This is a genomic window from uncultured Mucilaginibacter sp., from assembly GCF_937859865.1.
Classification (GTDB): domain Bacteria; phylum Bacteroidota; class Bacteroidia; order Sphingobacteriales; family Sphingobacteriaceae; genus Mucilaginibacter_A.
Genome location: NZ_CALMAT010000079.1, coordinates 1 through 23,111, shown reverse-complemented (window position 1 = coordinate 23,111; position 23,111 = coordinate 1). Strand labels below are relative to the sequence as shown.

18 protein-coding genes and 1 pseudogene are annotated in these 23,111 nt (G+C 42.1%); 6 read left to right on the top strand and 13 right to left on the bottom strand.

The window, feature by feature from the left end; genetic code table 11:
- Nucleotides 1–68: 68 nt before the first annotated feature.
- The 3 genes and pseudogenes from Q0192_RS08305 to Q0192_RS08295 form a co-directional block, all read left to right on the top strand.
- Nucleotides 69–266: pseudogene (locus tag Q0192_RS08305) on the top strand (DinB family protein); the annotation flags it as partial.
- A gap of 403 nt (nucleotides 267–669) precedes the next feature.
- Nucleotides 670–4,236 (top strand): PKD domain-containing protein, encoded by a 3,567-nt coding sequence (locus tag Q0192_RS08300; RefSeq protein WP_299288798.1) that lies wholly within the window; start codon nucleotides 670–672, stop codon nucleotides 4,234–4,236.
- 101 nt (nucleotides 4,237–4,337) lie between these two features.
- A complete protein-coding gene (locus Q0192_RS08295; protein ID WP_299288795.1) occupies nucleotides 4,338–4,526 on the top strand; it encodes a hypothetical protein in 189 nt (62 codons plus the stop codon).
- Between the two features lie 261 nt (nucleotides 4,527–4,787).
- Here the strand turns inward: Q0192_RS08295 and Q0192_RS08290 are convergent, their stop codons facing one another.
- Complete coding sequence (locus tag Q0192_RS08290; protein ID WP_299288793.1) at nucleotides 4,788–7,136, bottom strand: M1 family metallopeptidase; 2,349 nt, start codon at nucleotides 7,134–7,136, stop codon at nucleotides 4,788–4,790.
- Nucleotides 7,133–7,723, bottom strand: coding sequence for a HupE/UreJ family protein (locus tag Q0192_RS08285; protein ID WP_299288791.1), 591 nt, complete (start codon nucleotides 7,721–7,723; stop codon nucleotides 7,133–7,135). The genes Q0192_RS08290 and Q0192_RS08285 overlap by 4 nt, the downstream gene beginning before the upstream one ends.
- 68 nt (nucleotides 7,724–7,791) lie before the next feature.
- Here Q0192_RS08285 and Q0192_RS08280 point away from each other — a divergent pair, with 68 nt between their 5' ends.
- Nucleotides 7,792–8,268 (top strand): DUF6702 family protein, encoded by a 477-nt coding sequence (locus tag Q0192_RS08280; protein ID WP_299288788.1) that lies wholly within the window; start codon nucleotides 7,792–7,794, stop codon nucleotides 8,266–8,268.
- Nucleotides 8,269–8,298: 30 nt separating this feature from the next.
- Here the strand turns inward: Q0192_RS08280 and Q0192_RS08275 are convergent, their stop codons facing one another.
- The 11 genes from Q0192_RS08275 to pyrF form a co-directional block, all read right to left on the bottom strand.
- Nucleotides 8,299–9,498: a family 1 glycosylhydrolase gene (locus Q0192_RS08275; protein ID WP_299288786.1), complete on the bottom strand. Its 1,200-nt coding sequence runs from the start codon at nucleotides 9,496–9,498 to the stop codon at nucleotides 8,299–8,301.
- A gap of 7 nt (nucleotides 9,499–9,505) precedes the next feature.
- Nucleotides 9,506–10,234, bottom strand: coding sequence for an SDR family oxidoreductase (locus tag Q0192_RS08270; RefSeq protein ID WP_299288783.1), 729 nt, complete (start codon nucleotides 10,232–10,234; stop codon nucleotides 9,506–9,508).
- 135 nt (nucleotides 10,235–10,369) lie between these two features.
- Entirely contained in the window at nucleotides 10,370–11,107 is a 738-nt protein-coding gene (pgl, locus tag Q0192_RS08265) for a 6-phosphogluconolactonase (protein ID WP_299288781.1), read from the bottom strand.
- Between the two features lie 2 nt (nucleotides 11,108–11,109).
- Complete coding sequence (gene zwf, locus Q0192_RS08260; RefSeq protein ID WP_299288779.1) at nucleotides 11,110–12,615, bottom strand: glucose-6-phosphate dehydrogenase; 1,506 nt, start codon at nucleotides 12,613–12,615, stop codon at nucleotides 11,110–11,112.
- A 49-nt stretch (nucleotides 12,616–12,664) separates the two neighbouring features.
- Nucleotides 12,665–14,101: an NADP-dependent phosphogluconate dehydrogenase gene (gndA, locus tag Q0192_RS08255; protein WP_299288776.1), complete on the bottom strand. Its 1,437-nt coding sequence runs from the start codon at nucleotides 14,099–14,101 to the stop codon at nucleotides 12,665–12,667.
- Nucleotides 14,102–14,112: 11 nt separating this feature from the next.
- Nucleotides 14,113–14,730 (bottom strand): HAD-IA family hydrolase, encoded by a 618-nt coding sequence (locus tag Q0192_RS08250; protein WP_299288774.1) that lies wholly within the window; start codon nucleotides 14,728–14,730, stop codon nucleotides 14,113–14,115.
- 11 nt (nucleotides 14,731–14,741) lie between these two features.
- The gene (gene tal, locus Q0192_RS08245; protein WP_299288771.1) at nucleotides 14,742–15,845 is read right to left on the bottom strand and encodes a transaldolase; all 1,104 of its coding nucleotides are present in this window, start codon (nucleotides 15,843–15,845) and stop codon (nucleotides 14,742–14,744) included.
- A gap of 17 nt (nucleotides 15,846–15,862) precedes the next feature.
- On the bottom strand, nucleotides 15,863–16,306 hold the full coding sequence (locus tag Q0192_RS08240) for an RpiB/LacA/LacB family sugar-phosphate isomerase (RefSeq protein WP_299288769.1): 444 nt from the start codon (nucleotides 16,304–16,306) through the stop codon (nucleotides 15,863–15,865).
- A gap of 94 nt (nucleotides 16,307–16,400) precedes the next feature.
- Nucleotides 16,401–18,407 (bottom strand): transketolase, encoded by a 2,007-nt coding sequence (tkt, locus tag Q0192_RS08235; protein ID WP_299288766.1) that lies wholly within the window; start codon nucleotides 18,405–18,407, stop codon nucleotides 16,401–16,403.
- 53 nt (nucleotides 18,408–18,460) lie between these two features.
- A complete protein-coding gene (locus Q0192_RS08230; RefSeq protein WP_299288763.1) occupies nucleotides 18,461–19,186 on the bottom strand; it encodes an ROK family protein in 726 nt (241 codons plus the stop codon).
- Between the two features lie 329 nt (nucleotides 19,187–19,515).
- On the bottom strand, nucleotides 19,516–20,355 hold the full coding sequence (gene pyrF, locus Q0192_RS08225; protein WP_299288760.1) for an orotidine-5'-phosphate decarboxylase: 840 nt from the start codon (nucleotides 20,353–20,355) through the stop codon (nucleotides 19,516–19,518).
- Between the two features lie 265 nt (nucleotides 20,356–20,620).
- Between pyrF and rho the strand changes: the two genes are divergently transcribed.
- Together rho and pssA are read left to right on the top strand one after the other, a co-directional pair.
- Complete coding sequence (rho, locus tag Q0192_RS08220; RefSeq protein ID WP_299288757.1) at nucleotides 20,621–22,378, top strand: transcription termination factor Rho; 1,758 nt, start codon at nucleotides 20,621–20,623, stop codon at nucleotides 22,376–22,378.
- 86 nt (nucleotides 22,379–22,464) lie between these two features.
- A partial coding sequence (pssA, locus tag Q0192_RS08215) for a CDP-diacylglycerol--serine O-phosphatidyltransferase (RefSeq protein ID WP_299288755.1) occupies nucleotides 22,465–23,111 on the top strand: 647 nt, incomplete at its 3' end.

Here is a 23,111-nt window from a genome sequence, read left to right as displayed (position 1 = left end):
CGTATCATGAAAACTTATTTTACACAACTGTTTAATTACGACCGCCAGCATTTGTTAACGGCGTTACTGATTTGGATGCAACTATCCATTATACAAATTCTACCGGCAACCAATATGAAAATACAATCAGCGAAATTGTAACCCATGTGCTAAATCATGGTACACATTACCGCGCGCAAATTGGGCAACATTTAAAACTGGCGGGAGTTGAAATGTTGCCGCCAACTGATTATATTTTTTATGTCAGGCAAAACCCAGCCAGTTGAAATTTATGCCGATAAAAGAAGCATCTAAAATTTCCCATCCTTATAATAGTATAAACCGTAAATCAAAAATCAATTTAGCTATCCGATTCACCTCCCCTCAACTTAAATAAAATGTTTGTATTTTTAATGCTGAAAACAGCGGAAAAAATTGATAACGTGTGTATATTAGTTGAAACCGATCAGCCTGAATTTTTAAACCAAAAATGTTGTTTTATCCTGCTAAAACCGTAAACTTCGGCTTATCCGTTGCTGTTGGTAAACTGTTGGTATTGGTTAAGATTTAATAACGTTGTGGCCAATAATATGTACTGAAAATATTGCGTTAAAACAACAAGGCCGGGCTGACTTTATTTTCGTAGGTGTTGGTATGAAGTAAACAAACCCGTTTTTTGTCAAAGATGATATGATTAAACAACTATCTAAATTTTTACCGGGTTTATTGATACTTCTTTTATCCACCATAAATTGGGCAAAAGCACAAGTCATATCCAACGAAGGCGCGGAGTTTTGGTCTGTTTTTCCTACGCACCTTCCAAACACCGCTTCAGAACTTGCCAACATCAGTGTTTTTATCACTGGTAAATCCAATTCTTCTGGTACAGTTTCTGTCGGCGGTTTCTCCCAAAAGTTTACTGTTGTTGCCAATACCGTTACCGAAATCCAGGTTCCCCGTTCCAGTGCTTATATTGCTAATTTTGAAAGTGGCCGGGTCTTAACTAACCGTGCCATCCATATTGTAGTTGATGCCGGGCAGCCAAACGTTGTTGTTTATTCTCATATTTTTGCCGGTGAACGATCAGCAGCATCTCTCATTTTGCCTGTTAAAGCCTTAGGGCAACTGTATTATAGCATGAACTATATACAAAACTTAAACTCAACACAAACAGGAACTGGTCAGAATTACATTACATTAGTTGCCAGCGAAGCGAATACAAAAGTTTTTATCAAACGCGGAACTACTAATCTGGTTGCTGGCGGCGTTACACTTGCCAATGTTGGCGATGTGTACGAATATCTTTCTTCTGATGATTTAACCGGAGTTTCTGCAAGTGTTGATAGCGTTACATCTGGTTGCAAGCGTTTTGCTATGTTTTCTGGAAGCAGCGGTACAACTATCAATGATGCTTCCTGCTTCCCAAGATCATATGACCCATTGTTCCAGCAAAATTATCCTATTGAAAGTTGGGGGAGAACGTATGGCTTTATTCCTTTTAGTATGGTTGCACCGGGCAGAACTGCCCCTACAGAAAGAACATTAGGAAATTACATTCGGGTAGTGGCTGCATATGACAATACCACAGTTCGGATTAATGGTGCGACCGTTGCTACATTAAATACGGGGCAATTTTATTCATCCCCGAACCCGTATAGTACACCTGCCAGCATCACTGCCGATAAACCTATTAGTGTAGCACAATTTGCTTTAACAGCGGGTTGTTCAAACATAATACCCAGTTTGAACATACCAGGAGATCCGGATATGGTAATTCTTAACCCAATAGAATACAGCATCAAAAACATAACTGTTTATTCTTCAACGCGGGAAAATATTTCAGAGCAGTACATAAATGTGCTGATAAAAACAACGTCGGTAGCAAGTTTTCGTATCAATGGTGCTGTACCTTCCACGCCTTTTGTCCCGATAGCGCAATTGCCCGGTTACTCTTACCTTCAGCTTAACTTGAATGGCTTGCGCACCAATAATTTTAACCTGACTGCGGACGATGGCTTTAATGCCATTGCTTATGGTTTTGGCCAAGTAGAATCCTATGCTTATTCTGCCGGTACAAACCTGGCCACCACCGTTACCGCTACGGTTGTTGACCCTATTTCCAAATTGTCCATCACCAGTGCCTGTGTTTACGATCAGTATTTTTTGCAGTTAACGCTAAACGTTCCAACAAAACATATCGAATGGCGGGTTAGCCCTTCCAACATGGCCCCTATTATACAGGACAACCCGGTTGCCCGCGACACAACGATCAACAACCAGCCTTTTTATGTTTACAGCATCCCGAAACCGGCCGTTTTTAACAAAGCCGGTGTTTACAGTGTAGATATTACAGCCAACCTGCCCCCGTCATCGCGCGGCTGCCCAATTGGCGACCAGAAGTATAATTTTCCGTTTACCGTTTACAGTGCGCCGGTTACTGCTTTTACCATGCCGGCCACCGTTTGTTTGGGCGATACCGTAAGGTTTGTTGATAAAAGTACCGATAGCAGCAAAACGGTAAAAAGCTGGATCTGGAAGTTTGGCGACGGCAGTACTTCTACTTTGCAAAACCCAACGCATGTTTATACTTTGCCTGGCACGGATACTGTAAGTTTAACGGCCATTTCCGAAAGCGGCTGCCAAACGACCATTCAAAAATACATCAAGGTAAATAACCTGCCGAATGCTTCTTTTACCACTAAAAATTCGGTGTTTAAAGATGATGCCGTGTTTTTTAAAGATGCTTCAACAATCAACGTTGGCAAAATAGTAAAATGGAACTGGAATTTTGGAGACGGGAAAAATGCTACACGCACGGATGCCAACCAATTCGAGCATGACTATGCTGCTGCCGGAACTTACAAAGTTGCTTTAACAGTTGTTTCTGATGCAGGCTGTACCAGCGTGGTTACACAATCGGTAACGGCAAAGCCAGGTTACAAACCAAACTTTAAATCGCCGGAAGTTTGTTCTGCCGACCTTTCGTCCCAATTCTTGGATTTAACTGCCGATTCGGTTGGCACAGCGGCCACTTTAACTTATTCATGGAATTTTGGCGATGCCGATGCAAACGCATCCAACCCAAATACTTCAACCGATAAAAACCCGGTACACCGTTTCGGCAAAGCACAAGTTTACCAAATCATGCTTACGGTTACGGCTGATGATGGCAGTTCGGCTACCATCACTAAACCTTTTCAGGTAAACGGATCAATGCCTAAAGCAGCTTTCAATATTATTACTACCGGCAATGTTTGCAGTATTTCGCCAATTAATTTTGAAAACCGTGCAAGCGTTGATGTGGGTTCGATCACCAAAATTGAATGGTATTTTGATTATCAGAACAAAAAAACCGTTGACCTGACTGATGAAGACCCAACGGTCGGCAAAATATACACGCACCAATACGATCCTTTTAACACGCCTGCCACCAAAACTTACACCGTTCGGATGGTTGCTTATTCCGGGATAACTTGTATGGATGTCCTTGATCAAACCATTACCATCAACGCAACGCCAAAAGTTGTGTTTACCGCATTGGGTAGCGTTTGCCAGGAAGTTAGCCCTTTCCAAATTACACAAGCGGCAGAAATCAGCGGTGGTGTAGGAAAAGGCGTTTATTCTGGTGCCGGGGTTTCTGCCTCAGGCTTGTTTGGCCCGGCTGCTGCCGGCCTTGGCACGCACCTGATTAAATACGTTTTCACCAACAGCAGCGGTTGTGCCGATTCGCTTTCACAGCCCATTACCGTAAACCCGACCCCTGTTTTAGATGCCGGCAAAAACCTATACGTGCATATTGGCGATCAGGCCAGGCTTTCGCCTAAAGTTTCGGGCAAGATTTTAAGTTACCTGTGGACGCCTGCTACCGGCCTCAGCAACCCGCGTATTGCCAACCCGGTTGCAACGCCTACGGATGACATCACGTACCGCCTTACCGTAACTTCTACCGATAGTTGTACGGCTACCGATACCATTTCTATCCGTATTTTGAAAATTCCAATCATCCCGAATACGTTCACCCCAAATAATGATGGCACAAACGATGTTTGGAACATTAAAAATTTAGACCGCTACCCGGACTGTATCATGGATATTTATAACCGTTATGGACAAAGGATGTTCCATTCAATTGGCTACGGCACAGCTTGGGACGGGCGTTATAACGGACAAGAAGTTCCGGTGGGCACTTACTATTATGTTTTGAATTTGAGGGACGGAACTAAAAACTATGGCGGATATGTTACGGTTATCCGATAATTGTAAATAAATTAGCAGCACAATTATAAACTTTTATTGCTTGGCTTGTTAAATAAGCAGCATTACAATTATTAAAATTTTTTACTGGTAAAAGAAGCATCATGAAAAACAAATCCCTTTTATTTTCTGCATTGGTTATCCTTTTTTTAACAACAACTTGCGACAGCAAGCATAAAAATTACGGTCTGGGACGTCAGGATACCGTTCATGCTGGTGATAGCACCAACAATATCCAAAACACGGTGCCGCCGAACGACACAACAGGAAATAATAATAAGCAAAAACATTAAGTGCCTTAAAATTTATTTGACAGCATACCAATGCTTCTTTTATCGCCTAAAAATTGGTAAACACCCGGTTTTATTTAAATTGAAACAGGCACCAATTTTTATAGGGTAAAAGAAGCATTGGCATTTTTTATATATAATTATGAACAGCAAGTAAGCTGAACACAGCATATTTTACAGAAAGACAAGTTTAAATAAACAGCAAAGCCGGAACAATTTGTTCCGGCTTTGCTGTTTATACATCTGTTTTTGGGGATGCTTCTTTTACGGGGTCTTTTTTGTTGTGCTTTGCTGCTGCATCAGGTTTCCGCCGGAAGTTACGCCGCGTGGCAAAGTTTGTTGCTTAAACAATTCAAAGCGTGATGGCGTAAAGCTGCGCGGCCAGCTATTGTTCTCTTCATCAATATCGGCCGTTTCGCGGTAAGGATCAATTTTGATTGATTTTACTTCTTTTGTTTTGGCAAAAACTTTAGAAATCTTTTGCTCATTCTTTCGCCAGATGTAGGCCGAAATCCGGTCAACTTCTTTTGTTCCGTCGGTATAAGTCCATTCCACAATCAGCGGCATCACCAAACCGCCTTTGTTGCTTAAATTCAACTGGTAAAAGTAGTTCTTGCTTTCGTAAAACTGTTTTTCCTCCGGCGAAAGCGAATTGTACATCGCCTGGTAGCTTTCTTTGGTAACCGGCGTTGCTGAGAAACGGTCAAATTTGCCGTAAAAATCTTTTAAAGAAGTATCTGCTTCCACCGCAAATTTCGTCCCTTCTTCCCTATTTCTTTGTGCGCTGATGTGCTGTAAGTTATTGCGCTCGTATTGCTGACGATCATAAGCTGCATTGGTTTCCGGGTTTTTGGTGTTGATGGTGTAAGCTTTTACACTATCCAAAGAAATATCAACCGCATCGGTTCCGTAAAACCAGCCGCGCCAAAACCAGTCCAAATCAACGGCCGAAGCATCCTCCATCGTCCTGAAAAAATCAGCAGGCGTTGGATGTTTAAAAGCCCAGCGTTGCGCGTAGGTTTTAAAAGCGTAATCAAACAACTTTCTGCCCATTACCGTTTCGCGCAAAATATTTAAAGCCGTAGAAGGTTTGGCATAAGCATTCGGGCCAAAACGGGCAATATTTTCAGAATTGGTCATGATCGGTTCCAACTCATCTTTCGGCAGCTTCATGTAATCCACAATTTTATAAGCCGGACCGCGCTGCGACGGGAAGTTGTTGTCCCAGTCCTGCTCGGCCAAAAACTGGCAGAACGTGTTTAAACCTTCGTCCATCCAAGTCCATTGCCGCTCATCCGAATTTACAATCATTGGGAAAAAGTTGTGGCCAACTTCATGCGTAATTACACCAATCATCCCGTTTTTGGTTGCTTCGCTGTAGGTTCCGTCTTTTTCGGCACGGCCATAATTAAAGCAGATCATTGGGTATTCCATTCCGTTGGATGCTTCTACCGAAATGGCACTTGGATACGGATAAGGGAAAGTATGCGCAGAATATACTTTAAGCGTATGCGCCACCACTTTGGTAGAATAACGGCGGTAAAGCGGATAAGCTTCCGGGCCGTAGTACGACATGGCCATTACTTTTTTGCCGCCTTCAATTTGGGTTGACATTCCGTCCCAAACAATCCTGCGGGAAGAAACCCAGGCAAAATCGCGCACATTTTCTGCAGCATACGTCCAAGTTTTACGTGCTTGTGCGTGGCCTTTCATACGGTCTTTCACTTCGGCCAGTGTTACAATTTCAACCGGTTCTTTGGATGTTTGTGCCTGGTTCCAACGTTTTAATTGTGCTGTAGATAGATTCTGGCTGTAATTTTGGCATAGACCCGTTGCACCAACCACATGATCTGCCGGTACATTAATGTTAACTTTAAAATTTCCGAAAGCCAAAGCAAACTCGCCGCTGCCGATGAACTGCTTGTTTTGCCAGCCCTGGAAATCACTGTAAACGGCCATCCGCGGATACCACTGCGTCATGGTGTACAGGTAATTTTTATCTTCCGGAAAGTACTCGTAACCGCCGCGGCCACCGATCGTCAAACGATCAGAAATGTTGTAAAACCAAGCTATTTTAAACTTAAATTTTTCGCCGGGAAGCAGGGTTTTAGGCAGTTCCAAACGCATCATGGTTTCATTAACGGTAAAAGGAATTGCTTTTCCGCTGGCATCTTTTACACTCAAAACATGGTCGCCCAAATCCAAGTTGTTGCCCATGATGGATTGCAGTTGGCGCAAACTCATCTTTTCCTGCATCTTGCTTTCGCTGGCCGTGCTGCCTTGCGAATCTTTGCGGTGCTGGTTTTCGTCCAACTGCAGCCACAAATAGGTTAAGGGATCGGGGGAATTGTTGAAATAAGTAATGGTCTCGGTGCCGTCTAAACGCTGTTTATCGTCGTTCAGCGTGGCGTTGATTTCGTAATCCGCGCGTTGCTGCCAGTATTTGGAGCCTGGCGCACCGGAAGCAGAACGGAACATGTTCGGGTCGGAAATCATCGTACCCAACTGCTCAAACTTGTTGCCGTGGTTGGAGCCGGGGTTGTTATCGTATTGCGCTCGGACAGCCGAACTGAACAGTGCGATACAGGAAATAGCGAGATAAATTTTCTTCATCTAAAAATAATTTGTTGGAAACGATCAATACATAGCATTAAAGCAATGCCAAAGATAGCCGAAGATAGAAAAAAACTCCAGTCGGCAGGTTTGATTTTGAAAGTTTTAATCAGTAAAAAAGACAAAAGTAATACAGAAATTACAATTAAAACCTGGCCGCACTCTAAACCAACATTAAAAGCGAACAATTGCGCCACGATATTGGTACTTTTGCCCAACAAGCTTTTTAAATAGTTGGAAAAGCCCAAACCATGGATCAACCCAAAAAATAAAGCCAAAAAATAAGTCAGGTTAATGGTTTTTTGTGCGATGCTTCTTTTACCAATGTTATTTATGGCTGTGATTACAATGGTAACCGGGATTAAAAATTCAATCAAAGAAGTGTTGATATGGATGATATTAAAAACACTTAAAGCCAGCGTGATGGAATGGCCGATGGTAAAAGCGGTAACCAAAATCAAAACTTTGCGCCAATCCTGCAATTGGTAAATGCCGCACAGCACGGTTACAAACAGAATATGGTCATAGCCCTGCCAGTTGCAAATGTGCTGGATGCCAAGCTGAAAGTACAAAGAAAAATCCGGCATAAAAGAAGTATTGGTTAATGTGGCTAATTATAGCTTTTTTTGAAAGATAATTTGAAAAGCATACAAACATGTTACACCTTTTGCTGATTTCCTGGTTCCGAATTTTCCATCCGTTTTATGTAAGCGTTACCGAAATCAAACAAAACCCAACGAACCATTCCATCGAAATTAGTTGCCGGATGTTTTATGACGACCTGGAAAAGGCTTTGGAAAAACAATACCATGTGCAATTGGATATTGTGAAACCGAAAGATAAAGCGCAAATCAACAAGCTCATCAACGATTATGTGAAGAAACATTTGCTTATTAAGGCTGATGGAAAAGTGTTAAACTTAAACTTTATCGGCTACGAAATCCAGGAAGATGGTGCTTGGAGTTATTTTGAGGTTAAAGGAATTAATGCCATAAAAGAAGTACAAGTACACGATGATTTATTGTACGAACAACATCCCGAGCAGATCAATATGATGCACGTGATCATCAATAACCAAAGAAAAAGCACCAAGGTTGATAACCCTGATGCCGATGCCAATTTTAAATTTTGATTAAACTGATGCTTCTTTTACCACCTATTTTTAAGTGTTGAAGTTCACATTTAAAGATTCGTTATCCAACACTGGCCGCCAGTTTTTGATAATATTTTGATAAGCTTCGCCAACTGGTCTGATTTTTCTGTTCAAATCATACAAACCTAAAGGGTTAACATTGCCATTATCCTGCCTCAGCGCGGTTTCCCAATCCACCTGATCCAACAAACTATACCAGGTGAAACCAACAATCGGAAAACCGTCCTGCATAAAACGGTACAAATTTGCCCATTCTTTCTGCAACCAAGCTACAGAAGCTGGTTCGGCAATATTAGTTTCGGTATGCATCACCGGCAAACGATAACGGGTATAATACTGATGGGTGATTACATAATAGCCAAAAATTTCTCCTGACGGACTTGTAGAGCCGTCGCTGTGAACTATGTGTTCGTTCGAAACATAGTAATCTGTTCCCATGATACATTTTCCACGTATCTTGTTGTTCATAAACCATTCGTATTCGGCATCCGTCATCCCGTTTTCCATCAAATATTTATAATGCGGAACTTTGATGGAATGTGCGTAAGAAAGATCAAGCGATAAAAAACGCTTCAAATTTAAAAAATCAGCAAGCGCACAACAGGAAGGGTCTTCGGGGTGAAAGTACTCAGATGATTCGCTTTGGATAAAGGTTACATCAGGCTGCACCCTTTCAATCGCTTCCATCGCCAGCACGTTTGCTTTGCATAAATGTTTCAACGCTGTTACAAAACCTCTGTCGCTCGACAAACTTTCGTTCCACCAGCCATACTGCCCGGAGAAAGAAGCGGTAACAAAAATCTCGTTTACAGGCGTATAAAATTTAAGGTGCGGGTATCTTTTTGCAAAAGCCAAAGCATATTCTGCAAAGTATTGAGGGAAATCGGGGTTTTGAAAGTTATCCAACCAATCCGGCACACCAAAATGGCAAAGGTCAACGATTGGGGTAATGTGTAATTCTTTTAAAGCGTTGAAAGTATCGTCGGCAAAGGTCCAATCGTATTTTCCGGGGCCGATATGGGTAGAAAAATAAGGCGGGCCATACCGCAAGTATTCGATGCCCAAATCCTTAACCAACCCGAAATCTTCCTGCCATCTTTTGTAATGGCCGGTTTTTTCGAGTTCGTCAACCCTTACCTTTTTTCCATTGATAAAAACAGTAGGGTAACTATTTTCGATACCAGTGGCAAACATAAATTTGTTTTTCATAGCTGGTTTAAAGTATATCTAAGCGGCCGCCATCAACAACCAAAGTCGTGCCGTTAACAAAAGAAGCTTCATCCGAAGCCATAAAACAAATTGCAGCAGCCAGTTCTTCCGGTTTGCCTATGGCGCCCTGCATTTTTTCCACCCCATCTTTAATGTCCGGGTTTGACCAAAGCATCGGCGTATCTACCGAACCTGGCGCCACGCAATTAAAACGCGCCTGATTAGGTTGATATTCCAAACTAAGTCCGCGCGTAAAGGCTTCCATCCCACCTTTGCTTGCTGCATAAGGCAAAACATTGGCTGTAGTTTCATGTGCATGTACAGAACTTGTATTTACTACAGCTCCGTTTTTCATGAAAGGAATAGCGTATTTGCAAAAAAGAAAAACGGATTTTAAGTTGATGTTTTGCACCTTGTCCCAATCACTTTCAGCCAGATCTACAATTTTGGTAAAAGTCATAAAGGCCGCATTATTTACTAGCACATCAATACGCTGATATTTATCAGTTACTGTTTTTACACAGCTTTTTACTTCATCGGCATTACCAATATCTGTTTTGATAAAAAGCGCATTGCCCTTATGTTGCTGGATCAGGCTTACCGTTTCGTTTCCGTGCTGCTCATTAATATCCACAACAATAACGGTACCGCCTTCGGAAGCAAAACGGATACAAGTTGCACGGCCAATACCGGAACCACCACCGGTAACTAAGCAGATTTTATTTTCGAATCTCATATTTTTAAGGTTAATGTATTTTAAAAATCAGACGTGATTGAGGTTGTTTTGTTCGCAGTAAACAAAATAAAAGCGATGATTTTTACAAACCACCGCTTTTTTAGGGATCCTGATTTTTATAGGGTAAAAGAAGTATTAATGTTTTTCAGCCAGTTTCGATGCCGCAGTTTCATCCAAAAACCATTGCAAATCGCCGTTTTCTGTTTTGATTAATTGTGCCGGATATTGTTCGATATTTTCGTTTTCTTCCAAAACCTGATGCACCGCCTCTGCTTTCCCAGCACCGTAAACTAAAAAAGCAATATGGTGTGCGGCATTAATCATGGCGGCCGTCATCGAAATACGATAAACCTGCTGGTCTTCCAGCCAAACTGCTTTTACAGATGATTCTTCTTCATGTAAAATAGTGGTATGCGGAAAAAGCGAAGCCGTATGTGCATTATCGCCTAAACCCAGCAAAACCAAATCAAACTTGGCATTATAAGGTTTAAAATGTGTGTAAACAGCCGAGGCATAAGCTTCGGCAGCCTGTTCTGGCGACAAAGTTGTATTTACTGGAATAATTTGGGAAGAATGGATTTGAAGCGGGTCGAACAATGCTTTTTTTGCCATCAAAAAATTGCTGTCCGGGTCATCGGCCGGAACATAACGTTCATCACCAAAGAAAAAATAAATTTTGTCCCAGGCTATTTTCTCCTTGTAATCAGAAGAAGCTAGCATTTCGTACAGTTTTTTTGGAGAACTGCCGCCGGAAAGCGAAACATTAAACATGCCGTTTTCTTTGACCGCCTGGCTGGCAATTTCCGTAAAATAGTTGGCAATATGTTGAAGTACTTCCTGTTCAGTAGGAAAGATATTTAGTTTTGTTTGCATGATCATTCTTTTTTTGAAAGAGTAAACCAATGGAAACCATCACGTGCAATTAATGCTTCTGCTACTTCCGGCCCCCAAGAATCGGCAGAATAGTTAGGAAATTTAGAGCTTTTTTTGGATTCCCAAGTATTTAAGATTGGCATAATCAACGCCCAGGCTGCTTCTACCTGGTCAGCTCGCATAAACAAAGTCTGGTCGCCTTGCATGGTATCCAGCAAAAGTGTTTCGTAAGCTTCCGGGGCCGGGTTGTCGTAGCTGCCTTTGTAATCAAATACCATATCAACCGTATTAATTACCATATCTACGCCCGGCCTTTTGGCTTGAACTTGTAAACGGATGCTCATTTCGGGCTGAATGCTGATAATCAGGCGATTTTGCTGCCAACTATCGGTTGCTTCGGCAGGAAAAACCAAGTGAGGGACATCTTTAAATTGTATCGTTATAACTGATGCCGATTGGTGCATTCTTTTACCGGTACGAACGTAAAACGGCACATCCTGCCAACGCCAATTATCTACAAAAAACTTAACGGCTGCAAAAGTTTCGGTATTAGAATCAGGTTTAACTTTGGCTTCCTGGCGATAACCCGGCACTTCTTTGCCTTCTATCCAGCCTTTGCCATATTGGCCGCGTACGGCACGATCTTTAATGTTTTCTGAAGTGAAAGGCCGCATGGCATTCAGCACATCTACTTTCTTGTTCCGGATTTCGTCTGCACCAAAATTAACCGGCACTTCCATTGCCACCAAACAAAGCAATTGCAAAATATGGTTTTGGATCATATCGCGCATCGCCCCTGCCCCTTCATAATAATCGCCGCGGTCTTGCACGCCTAATTGCTCAGTAACCGAAATCTGTACATGCTCAATATAATTTCGGTTCCAAAGCGGTTCGCAAAGTAAATTGGCAAAACGAAAGGTGAGAATGTTTTGTACCGTTTCTTTTCCCAAATAATGGTCTATGCGATAAATTTGCTTTTCCTGAAAAATTCGGCTCAACAATTGGTTTAGCGATTTTGCAGATTCCAGGTCATGGCCGAATGGTTTTTCGATTACAATCCGTGTTTTGTCCGGGTCTTTCGCTAAACCGCTTTTAGAAATGTTCTCTGCAATTACCGAGAAAAACTGGGGTGCAACAGCGAGGTAATAAATTACGTTGGCTTCCTGTTTCCACTCGGTTTCGTAGTTATTGATGAGGTTGCCAAACTCTTTGTAAGTCTCGGCATCATTCAAATCTGCCGCTTGATAAAAAACACGTTCTGAAAACTTGGCCCATTTCTCGGGGTCAGCTTTTCCGCTTCTTGAAAACTGGTTGATACCGTCGAGCATTTTATTCTTAAAATCATCATCTGATAATTTTGTCCTGCCGGAACCAATGATCGAAAATTGATCAGGCAACCAGTTATCCAGAAATAGATTGTAAAGTGCAGGCGTAACCTTGCGCCAGTTCAGATCGCCTGTGCCACCGAAAATTACAAAAACAGTAGGCTGATCTTTGGTTGATTTCATGGTTTTGTTCACAATAGATGTTTAAAAAATAACCGGTAAAAGAAGCATGTTAATTATTTGTTTTATGGGAAGGGATGGCTTGCCACTCAGTATGGAAAGTCCCTTCTTTGCCAATCAATTCATAAGTATGCGCGCCAAAATAATCGCGCTGAGCCTGAATGAGGTTCGAAGGCATATTTTTTGTGCGGAAAGTATCGTAATAACTTAAACATGAAGCATAAGCAGGAACTGAAATTCCGGCTTGTATGGCAGCGGTAAGAACAGTACGCACACTGCTTTCTGCTTCTTTAACCAAGCCTTGTACCGTTCCGTCTGTTAGCAACAATTCTAATTTGTTGTTGTCGTTGTACGCTTTGGTAATCACATTTAAAAACTCCGAACGGATGATACAACCGCCGCGCCAAATGCTGGCAATTGCTGCAAGGTTAAGGTTGTAGTTGTAAGCAACAGAAGCTTTGAACAACAAATGCATGCCCTGGGTATAAGTCATGATCATGTTGAAATACAAAGCCTGTTCCATGTGGTTGATAAAATCATCCTTATTTTGTGTTGATAAAGGAAGTTGTTCCGAATAAATTTCTGACAACTTTACCCGCAAGTCTTTGTACTTGGAAAGGTCGCGCATGGAAACGGCCGTATCAATGGTTGGGACAGGTGTTTCCAAATCCATTGCAATTTGTGAAGTCCATTTGCCGGTCCCTTTGGCGCGGGCTTCATCTTTAATAGTATCTAAAAGAAGTTCATTGGATCCCTCTTCTTTAAAGTTGAAAATATCTTTGGTAATATCCAGCAAATAAGATTTCAACTTGCCTTCGTTCCATTTTGTAAAAACTTGTTGTATGGCCTGGTCGTCCAATTGCAAACCGTTCTTCAGCAAACCGTAAGTTTCGGCAATCAGTTGCATCAAACCATATTCAATGCCATTGTGTACCATTTTTACAAAATGTCCGGAAGCGCCCGGGCCAATATAAGTAACACAAGGTTCGCCATCTACCTGGGCTGCAATAGCGTTGAATATATTTTCTACATAAGAATAAGCTTCTTTATCACCGCCCGGCATCATGCTTGGGCCTTTACGCGCGCCTTCTTCCCCTCCGGAGATCCCCATGCCAAAAAAGTGCAATTTTTTAGTTTGCAAGTAGGCAACGCGGCGGTCGGTATCGGTAAAATGAGAGTTTCCGCCATCAATAATAATATCGCCTTCTTCCATCAATGGGATCAGGTCTTCTATTACGCTGTCCACAATTTTTCCGGCAGGCACCAGCATCATCAAAGCACGGGGTTTTTGCAAACTGCTTACAAATTCGGGTAAAGTTGGAAATCCTTGTACGGGTTTTCCCTCGCCTTCTGAGTGCAGCAGATCCAATTTAGAAGTATCTTTATCATAACCTGCACCCTTAAAACCATGATCGGCCATATTGAGCAACAGGTTTCTGCCCATGGTTCCTAACCCAATCATTCCAAAAGTATATTTGTTGTCCGGCATTTTTTTTAATATTAAGGTTGTGTTTGTATATTTTCTATAATCTGTTTGGTAGATTCAAAGTTGATATGCTGAAATACGTTTATCCCTGTTCTTCTTGCCGCTTCCACCAGCATCGGCCGGTCATCAAAATAATAACATTGTTTTGGCACTGCTTGTGCAATGCCCATGGCCAATTTAAAAATGGAAGGGTCTGGTTTGCGCAGGCCAACTTCGCAGGAAGAAACAAAAGCATCAAAACATTGGTGCAGGGCAAATTTTTTAATGCGGTATTCGTTTAACTCTTTCCCTTCATTGTTGATGGAAATGATGCGAAAACCACAATCTTTTTTCCATGCTTTCAGCCATTGCAACAAATCCGGAAGTTCTTTTGATTCAGAAAAAATAAAAGATTTAAAATCTTCGCGGGTAAAGTCTCTCGGATGGTTAAAAACAACCGTATCGAGGTATTCATCCAATGTTATGCTGCCTATCTCATAAACGGGAAAAATCAAGTTATGCAGGCTTTCCATGTCTGCATAACTGATGTTAAATTTTTCTGCTGCAAGTTGCCGCGATTCATGCCCCCAACCATTGGTCAGCAATACACCGCCAACATCCAAAAACAAAACTTTAGGATAACCAGCTTCCATTATTTGAGGTTTCAGGCTGAGGCTTTTTGTTTTTGTTCTTCAATGGCGGCCAGCAATTTATCATAAGGTTTGTTAAATTTTTCAATGCCTTCTTCTTCCAACTGCTTGGTGATGGCATCAATATCAATACCTGCTTTTTTTATCGCTGCCAAAACTTCGGTTGCTTTATCCAAACCTGTTTCTAAAGTATTGGCCGCATTTCCATGGTCACGGAATGCTTCCAATGTTTCCAAAGGAATGGTATCAACGGTATCAGGGCCGATCAGTGCTTCTACATATTTTACATCAGAATACGCCGGGTCTTTGCTGCCGGTGCTTGCCCAAAGCAAACGTTGCGGTTTGGCACCTTTTTCTTCCAACTTTTTAAACCGTTCGCTACTAAAAACACGTTTGTAAATTTCGTATGCTTTTTTTGCGGAGGCAATGGCAACTTCGCCTTTTAAATCTGCCAACCCTTTTTCCTGCAACATTGGGTCAATCAAAACATCAATACGGCTTAAAAAGAAACTGGCTACAGAAGACACGTATTCAATATCTTTGCCTGCGTTGGCACGTTCTTCCAAACCGGCAATGTACGCTTCGGTAACGGCTTCGTATCTATCCAAACCAAAAAGCAATGTTACGTTGATATTCAAGCCTTCGGCGATACATTTTTGGATAGAAGGTAACCCTTCTTTTGTGCCCGGGATTTTGATCATCACGTTGTCTTTGTGCACGGCTTTCCACAATTCCAAAGCTTGTTTAGTTGTAGCTTCGGTATCTGTTGCAAAACGTGGTGATACTTCCAAACTTACATAACCATCCGCACCTTTTACTTCATCTTCGTAAACCTGCATAAACATGTCTGCAGCACGTTTGATGTCTTCTACTGCAACGCCATAAAAAATATCGTCGTTACTTTTGCCTTCTTTCGCCAATTTGGCAATATCCTCATCATAATCCGAACTGCTGCTGAAAGCTTTTTCAAAGATGGCCGGGTTTGAAGTTACACCTCTTACACCATCTTCGGTAATCAACTTCTGCATTTCGCCGGTATTCATAATTTTACGGTCGATAAAATCAAGCCAGATACTTTGTTTGAAATCGTGTATTTTTTTAACTCTGTTAGGTTCCATGATACTTCTTTTAAGGGTTATTTTTCTATTTGATGAACTTTTTCCAGGCGGCGCAAATGTCTTTCGGCACCAATAAATTTGGCATTTAAAAATGAAGTAACCAGTTCTTGTGCCACATTGAAACCAACTACACGACCGCCGATGGTCATAACATTCATATTATCGTCTTCTACACCTTGATGGGCAGAAAAATGATCGGTGATCAAAGCAGCACGAACGCCGGAAACCTTATTGGCCGCAATGCAGGCACCAACGCCACTACCGCAAACGGCAATACCGCGTTCTAACTCCCCGCTTGCTACGGCTTTGGCTAAAGGGATTACATAATCGGGGAAATCATCGCCTTGCGCTAATGATGCCGCACCAAAATCAATCACTTCGTGCCCCAAATTTTTCAGATAGTCCCGAAGCATTTCCTTCAATTCAAAACCGCCGTGGTCTGCGCCAATTCCTACTTTCATTGTTGTTGATTTTAAGGTGGTAAAAGAAGCAACCTCACCCCAACCCTCTCCTAAATGAGAGGAAGCAGGCCGATGCTTCTTTTATCGGTATATTTTATGCAAGCAAAGCTTTGGCTTTTTCCACCACGTTGTCTACCGTGAAACCAAAAACTTTGTACAGTTCTTCTGCCGGTGCCGATTCGCCAAAAGTAGTCATGCCGATAATTGCGCCTTCATCTGTTACATATTTATGCCAGCCTAAAGTTGAACCGGCTTCTACTGCCAAACGTTTTTTTAATGCTTTTGGCAATACTTTTTCTTTGTAGGTGGCATCTTGTTTTTCAAACAATTCCCAAGACGGCATACTGATTACGCGTGCTGCAATACCTTGCTCTTTTAACTTGGCTTGTGCGTCCATAATCAAAGCCACTTCAGAACCGGTTGCAATTAATAACAATTGCGGATTTTCAACATCAGACAAAATGTAAGCGCCTTTTTCTAAATTTTCTGCCTTGGCATATTTATCCTGGTCAATCGTTTGCAAACCTTGCCTGGTCAATACCAAAACAATCGGCCCGCCTTTGTGCTCAATGGCTACGCGCCATGCCTGTGCAGTTTCGTTGGCATCACCTGGGCGGATTAAAGTGATGTTTGGAATAGACCGCAGGGAAATTAACTGCTCAACCGGTTGGTGCGTCGTTCCATCTTCGCCCAAACCAATACTGTCATGCGTATAAATAAAAACTGGTTTGATTTTCATGATGGCCGCCAAACGAATCGGCGGGCGCATATATTCTGAAAAAATCAGGAAAGTTGCACCGTAAGGGATAATACCTTTGGTTAAAGCCATGCCGTTTAAAGCCGAGCCCATTGCGTGTTCGCGGATACCGAAATGAAAATTCCTTCCGGTACGGTCTTCTGCGGTAAACGATTCGTATTTATCTAAGTTGGTATCGGTTGATGGGGAAAGGTCTGCAGAACCGCCAATCAGCCCCGGAAGCGATGCCGCAATTGCATTCAGTACTTTTCCGGATGCTTTGCGTGTTGCTATTTTGCCTTCTTCGGCTTTAAAAACAGGCAGGTTGTCTTTCCAGCCTTCCGGTAAACCACCGCTGCTCAACAGTTCATATTCTGCTGCCAGTTCCGGAAAATCCTTTTTATAGGCTTCGTAAGCTTCGTTCCATTTTTGCTCTTTTGCCGTGCCTTTTTTTCCGCATTCCAAATAATAATTGGATACTTCTTTTGGCACTACAAAAGATTGGTCGGGGTCAAAACCCATACCTTCTTTAACTAACCTAACTTCTTTTTCGCCCAGCGGAGAACCATGTGCGCCGGCAGTATCTACTTTGTTTGGGCTGCCATAAGCGATATGTGTACGTACTTTTATCAACGAAGGCTTGCGAATTTCTATTTTAGCATTATGCACGGCATTTTTTAGCGCTTCAATGTCGTTGCCATCTTCTACAACCTGCACATGCCAACCGTAAGCTTCAAAACGCGCAGACACATCTTCGGTAAAAGTAATATCGGTATCACCTTCAATAGAGATGTGGTTGTCATCATACAAGTAAATCATGTTGCCCAACTCTAACTGGGCAGCCAAAGAAGCAGCTTCGGAAGTTACGCCTTCCATTAAATCGCCATCACTGCAAATGGCGAAAATTTTATAATCAAAAATATGATGGCCTGGTTGGTTGTAACGGCCGGCCAAATGTTTTTGGCCGATGGCGAAACCTACGCCATTTGCAAAACCTTGACCTAATGGACCGGTGGTTACGTCTACACCCGGTGCCAAACCATATTCAGGATGGCCGGCAGTTTTGCTGTTTAACTGACGGAAGTTTTTCAGGTCGTCCATTGATAAATCATAACCCGTGAGATGCAAATAGCAATACTGAAGCACACAAGCGTGGCCGTTGGAAAGGATAAAACGGTCGCGGTTTGGCCACTCGGGATTGCTTGGGCTGTAATTCATGCCTTCAGACCATAAAACATGCCCTACTGCTGCAAGGCCCATCGGCGCGCCCGGGTGGCCTGAATTTGCTTTCTGAACAACATCGGCCGATAATACCCTTACCGTATCAATACCAAGCTGTTCAACGTTTTGAGTTTCTACATTCATTATTTTTTAATTTAATATAAAAAGGTGTAAGATGTATTTGCTGTAATTGTTTTTTAAACCGGCTTTTCGTCCTGCTGCCACAATCTTGGGCCGCCTTTGATGCCTTCGCGGTTAGATACAATTTTGACATTGCCTTCCAACTTAAAATCTATTTTGCTCGCATTTCCGCCGCCGATGTACAAAAAATCATAGTTAAAAACAGTATTAAAATTGTCGAGCACTTTTTTTGCGCGTTTGTTCCACCGGCCGGCGCCAATTTCGTGCAAAGCTTTATCGCCCAGATACACATCGTAAGTTTTGGATTTGGTAACTTGTAGATGGGCCAGTTCCAAATGCGGCAACAGTTTTCCGTTAAAAAATAAAGCCGTGCCAAAACCGGTGCCAAGTGTAATCACCATTTCAAAACCTTTGCCGCCAATTACGCCCATGCCCTGCATGTCGGCATCGTTCACCACAATGGCATCTTTGCCTAAATTATCTTTCAGTAATTTTTTTAGGTTGGTGTTGCGCCAAAGGTCTGTCCCTAAATTTGGTGCGGTAAAAACAGTACCGTCTTTAACATAGCCTGGGAAACCGGCAGAAATCAGGTCATATGCCGGGAAATCTTTTGTCAGTGTTTTAATGGCTTGCATCAGGTTCTCCGGAGAGGCAGGGCTTGGTGTCTGAATTTTTTCGTATTCTTTAATTTGTTTTCCTTCCTGATCTAAAACGGTAGCTTTGATGTGGGAACCGCCAATATCAATAGAAAGAAATTTTTTGGGATCAGAAGGGGTTTGCATGGTTTTTAAAGATTTCTGAAAAGTAGTATTATTCTGCTGATTAAGCTTAACAATAATACAATGCAGGTGATTTTCTGTTTGTCATTATTAAAACAGAAATTTTTTCATGTTTTGATACTGTTTTTATCACCTTAAATTTTGCCTCAATGTTACGGCCTGTTTAAATTGATACACTAAAATATGTTGATGCTTCTTTTATGCCTATAAATTTGGTGTTGAAATAAATTGTTTTAGAAACCACAAAAAGGCAATGATTTTTATGCGGTAAAAGAAGCATCAGAATTATTTTAAAAAAATCAAACAAGCCTTAAACCATCAAACAAAAAATTTTATTGTTCCAAAAAGCCGTGTTTTTCCAGTTCCGTTTTCATGGTTTGTTGAATTTGTAAAGCTTCGGCCCGGGCAGCTTCTGCAAAATCACGGCCATCAGATGCATAAATAATTGCGCGGGAAGAATTTACGATCAGACCGCAATCTGCATTCATTCCATATTTGCAAACTTCTTCCAAACTTCCGCCTTGCGCCCCAACTCCTGGAACCAGTAAAAAATGGTTCGGAACGATTTTTCTAATCTTTAAAAAAGCTTCGCCCCGCGTAGCACCAACTACATACATCATCTGTTCCGGGTTTCCCCAAGCTTGTGATTTTTGCAAAACCTGTTCAAACAAAGTGCCATCTTCGTTTTCCATCAACTGGAAATCCTGATGGCTTTGGTTGGAGGTAAGTGCCAGCAAAATGGCCCACTTATTTTTATGCTGTAAAAAAGGCATCACCGAATCGCTGCCCATGTAAGGCGCAACCGTAACGGCATCAAACTCCATCCCCGATATTGCTTTGTTGAAAAAAGCTTTGGCATACATTTCGGCCGTGTTGCCCAAGTCGCCGCGTTTGGCATCGGCAATTTTAAAATTGGCAGCAGGAATATAATTGCAGGTATCAATTAAATTTTGCCAACCTTTTGCACCATAACATTCGTAAAAAGCAGTGTTGGGTTTGTAGGCGATGCACAGATCGTGCGTGGCATCAATGATACGGCGGTTAAATTCCAGCACCGGGTTTGGGAAACTGTGCAAAAAGGCAGGTATTTTTTCGGGGTCGGTATCTAAACCAATGCATAAAAAAGATTTTTTTTGGCGGATGGAATCAATCAATTGCTGTTTGGAGAACATTTTTTTATTTTAGGTGATTCAAAATAAACAATTTATGCCGATAAAAACAGTAGCATAAATTTTTTGCACAAATAGTTTGATTAGTTAGAATTATTATTTAGAATTGCATCGTTTTCCTGACGGTTTTCCTGCATTTCAAAATAGCAGATCATTCTCCAATGGTTTTTATCAGTGTAAAAACTGAGATGTACGGCATCAGCACAGAAAAAATTACAGCTACCATTTAATCTTAAGTTAAAAAGATAATACATTATTATTCCTTCGCATGTTTAATACCTCCGAACTGAACGACAAGCTCGTATCTGAGTTGCGTGAAATAGCCAAAACGATGGGCATTGCCCAGGCAGAAGATTTACGCAAACAGGACTTGATCACCGAAATCAGCAAAAAACAACAGCCAGTGCCCGAAAAAGCCAAACCCGGCAGAAAGCCAAAAGCGGCAGAAGCTGCGCCGGCCGTTGCAGAAATACCTGCCCAGGCAGCTACAAATACAGCAGAAACGCCTGCCGCCGCCACTACCGAATCTGAAACGGCAGACGATAAACCACGGAAAAGGACCCGGACACTTAAAGTTGCTAAAGACAGCAGCGCAGGTGCCGTTGCAGAAATTGCTTTTCCTAACGCAGAACCTGTTCAAGCGAGAACTGAACAGCAAGACGGCCAAATGCCTCGATATGTTCCGGCTTCATCTGCACCAAGCCCTACTGCCGAGCCGGTTCGCCGTTATCCTGAACCACAAACAGATAACCGGCAGCCTAAATTTGAGAAGCGTTATAACAACAACGGCAACCAGAACAACAACAATCAAAACAACGGAAACCAGAACAACGGAAACCAGAACAACCAGCCGCAAACCAACACCAGCAATTTGCCGAACAAACATGCAGAACCAGCGATAAACCTGGATTTTGATAACGTAATTGTAAACGAAGGCGTGTTGGAAATTATGGCCGATGGTTACGGTTTTCTGCGTTCATCCGATTATAACTACCTGTCTTCCCCGGATGATATTTATGTGTCACAATCGCAAATTAAATTGTTTGGTTTAAAAACTGGTGATACCGTTCGCGGAAGCATCCGTCCACCAAAAGAAGGCGAAAAATATTTTCCATTGGTTCGGGTGGAAGCGATCAACGGACGCATTCCTTCTGAAGTGCGCGACCGTGTTCCTTTCGATTTTTTAACGCCTTTGTTCCCGCAGGAACGGTTGAACTTGTTTTCGGAAGCCAGCAATTATTCTACCCGCATTATTGATTTGTTTACGCCGATTGGTAAAGGCCAGCGCGGTTTGATTGTTGCCCAGCCAAAAACCGGGAAAACAAGTTTGTTAAAAGATGTGGCGAATGCTATTGCCAAAAACCATCCAGAAGTTTATCTGATCATTTTATTGATTGACGAACGCCCGGAAGAAGTTACCGATATGGCCCGTAGCGTTCGTGCCGAAGTGGTTTCTTCTACTTTTGACGAACCCGCAGAACGCCATGTAAAAATCGCCAATATTGTGATGGAAAAGGCAAAACGCATGGTCGAATGCGGACACGATGTGGTGATTCTGTTAGATTCAATTACCCGTTTGGCACGTGCTTACAATACGGTTGCGCCTGCTTCCGGCAAAATACTTTCCGGCGGTGTTGATGCCAATGCTTTGCACAAACCAAAACGCTTTTTTGGCGCTGCGCGAAATATTGAAGACGGCGGAAGTTTAACCATTATTGCAACGGCTTTAATTGATACCGGTTCTAAAATGGACGAGGTGATCTTTGAAGAATTTAAAGGAACCGGCAACATGGAGCTACAGCTCGACCGTAAATTGTCCAACAAAAGGATTTTCCCTGCCATTGACCTTACGGCTTCCAGCACACGCCGTGATGATTTATTGTTAGATAAAGAAACCTTACAACGCGTTTGGATTTTACGAAATCATTTAGCCGATATGAACTCGCAGGAAGCGATGGAGTTTTTACAAGGCCAAATCCGCGGGACAAAATCCAACGAAGAATTTTTAATCAGCATGAACAGCTAAGAGGTTTTAAGTGATAAGTTTTACGTTGCAAGTTTACTGCGCCTTGCAGAACTTAGAACGTAAAACTTAAAACCTACAACTCCATAATGAAGAAAAACATTCCAAACGCAATAACCTGTGCACACCTTTTTAGCGGTTGCACAGGTATTGTTTTTGCTTTTCACGGTAGGTTAGATTATGCGGCTTATGCTGTTTTTACCGCTGCTTTTTTTGATTTTTTAGATGGAATGGCTGCGCGTTTGCTCAAAGTGCATTCGGATTTAGGCAAGCAGTTGGATTCACTAGCTGATATGATCAGCTTTGGGGTTTTGCCTTCCGTTATTATTTACCATTTATTTTATCTGCCGAACGAGGATCCAAATCATTTAACCTGGAGTTATTTCGGTGCTTTTTTTATCGCTGTTTTTTCAGCGTTGCGCCTGGCCAAGTTTAATATTGATACGCGGCAAAGCAACAGTTTTATCGGTTTGCCCACGCCTGCAAGTGCCCTATTTTCGGCTTCTTTTCCTCTGATTTTATTGCAGGGCAATGCTTCTTTTACCGGCATAATTTTAAGCCATTGGTTTTTGTACAGTTTTATCGTCATCAACTGCTGGCTGCTGGTTGCCGAATTGCCGCTGCTCTCTCTCAAATTTAAAAACCTCAATTTTACCGAAAATATTTACCGCTACATGCTGCTGTTTTTTTCGGCTGTTTGTTTGGTAATTTTTAAGTTTGCGGCAATACCGGTTAT

What these genes read in the sequence shown, in the direction of transcription:
- tkt (WP_299288766.1), bottom strand. Translation starts at nt 18,407, where the DNA reads ATGAATGTAGAAACTCAAAACGTTGAACAGCTTGGTATTGATACGGTA.
- Q0192_RS08230 (WP_299288763.1), bottom strand. Translation starts at nt 19,186, where the DNA reads ATGCAAACCCCTTCTGATCCCAAAAAATTTCTTTCTATTGATATTGGC.
- pgl (WP_299288781.1), bottom strand. Translation starts at nt 11,107, where the DNA reads ATGCAAACAAAACTAAATATCTTTCCTACTGAACAGGAAGTACTTCAA.
- Q0192_RS08300 (WP_299288798.1), top strand. Translation starts at nt 670, where the DNA reads ATGATTAAACAACTATCTAAATTTTTACCGGGTTTATTGATACTTCTT.
- Q0192_RS08270 (WP_299288783.1), bottom strand. Translation starts at nt 10,234, where the DNA reads ATGAGATTCGAAAATAAAATCTGCTTAGTTACCGGTGGTGGTTCCGGT.
- Q0192_RS08295 (WP_299288795.1), top strand. Translation starts at nt 4,338, where the DNA reads ATGAAAAACAAATCCCTTTTATTTTCTGCATTGGTTATCCTTTTTTTA.
- tal (WP_299288771.1), bottom strand. Translation starts at nt 15,845, where the DNA reads ATGGAACCTAACAGAGTTAAAAAAATACACGATTTCAAACAAAGTATC.
- Q0192_RS08280 (WP_299288788.1), top strand. Translation starts at nt 7,792, where the DNA reads ATGTTACACCTTTTGCTGATTTCCTGGTTCCGAATTTTCCATCCGTTT.
- rho (WP_299288757.1), top strand. Translation starts at nt 20,621, where the DNA reads ATGTTTAATACCTCCGAACTGAACGACAAGCTCGTATCTGAGTTGCGT.
- Q0192_RS08275 (WP_299288786.1), bottom strand. Translation starts at nt 9,498, where the DNA reads ATGAAAAACAAATTTATGTTTGCCACTGGTATCGAAAATAGTTACCCT.
- Q0192_RS08250 (WP_299288774.1), bottom strand. Translation starts at nt 14,730, where the DNA reads ATGGAAGCTGGTTATCCTAAAGTTTTGTTTTTGGATGTTGGCGGTGTA.
- gndA (WP_299288776.1), bottom strand. Translation starts at nt 14,101, where the DNA reads ATGCCGGACAACAAATATACTTTTGGAATGATTGGGTTAGGAACCATG.
- zwf (WP_299288779.1), bottom strand. Translation starts at nt 12,615, where the DNA reads ATGAAATCAACCAAAGATCAGCCTACTGTTTTTGTAATTTTCGGTGGC.
- Q0192_RS08240 (WP_299288769.1), bottom strand. Translation starts at nt 16,306, where the DNA reads ATGAAAGTAGGAATTGGCGCAGACCACGGCGGTTTTGAATTGAAGGAA.
- Q0192_RS08290 (WP_299288793.1), bottom strand. Translation starts at nt 7,136, where the DNA reads ATGAAGAAAATTTATCTCGCTATTTCCTGTATCGCACTGTTCAGTTCG.
- pyrF (WP_299288760.1), bottom strand. Translation starts at nt 20,355, where the DNA reads ATGTTCTCCAAACAGCAATTGATTGATTCCATCCGCCAAAAAAAATCT.
- Q0192_RS08285 (WP_299288791.1), bottom strand. Translation starts at nt 7,723, where the DNA reads ATGCCGGATTTTTCTTTGTACTTTCAGCTTGGCATCCAGCACATTTGC.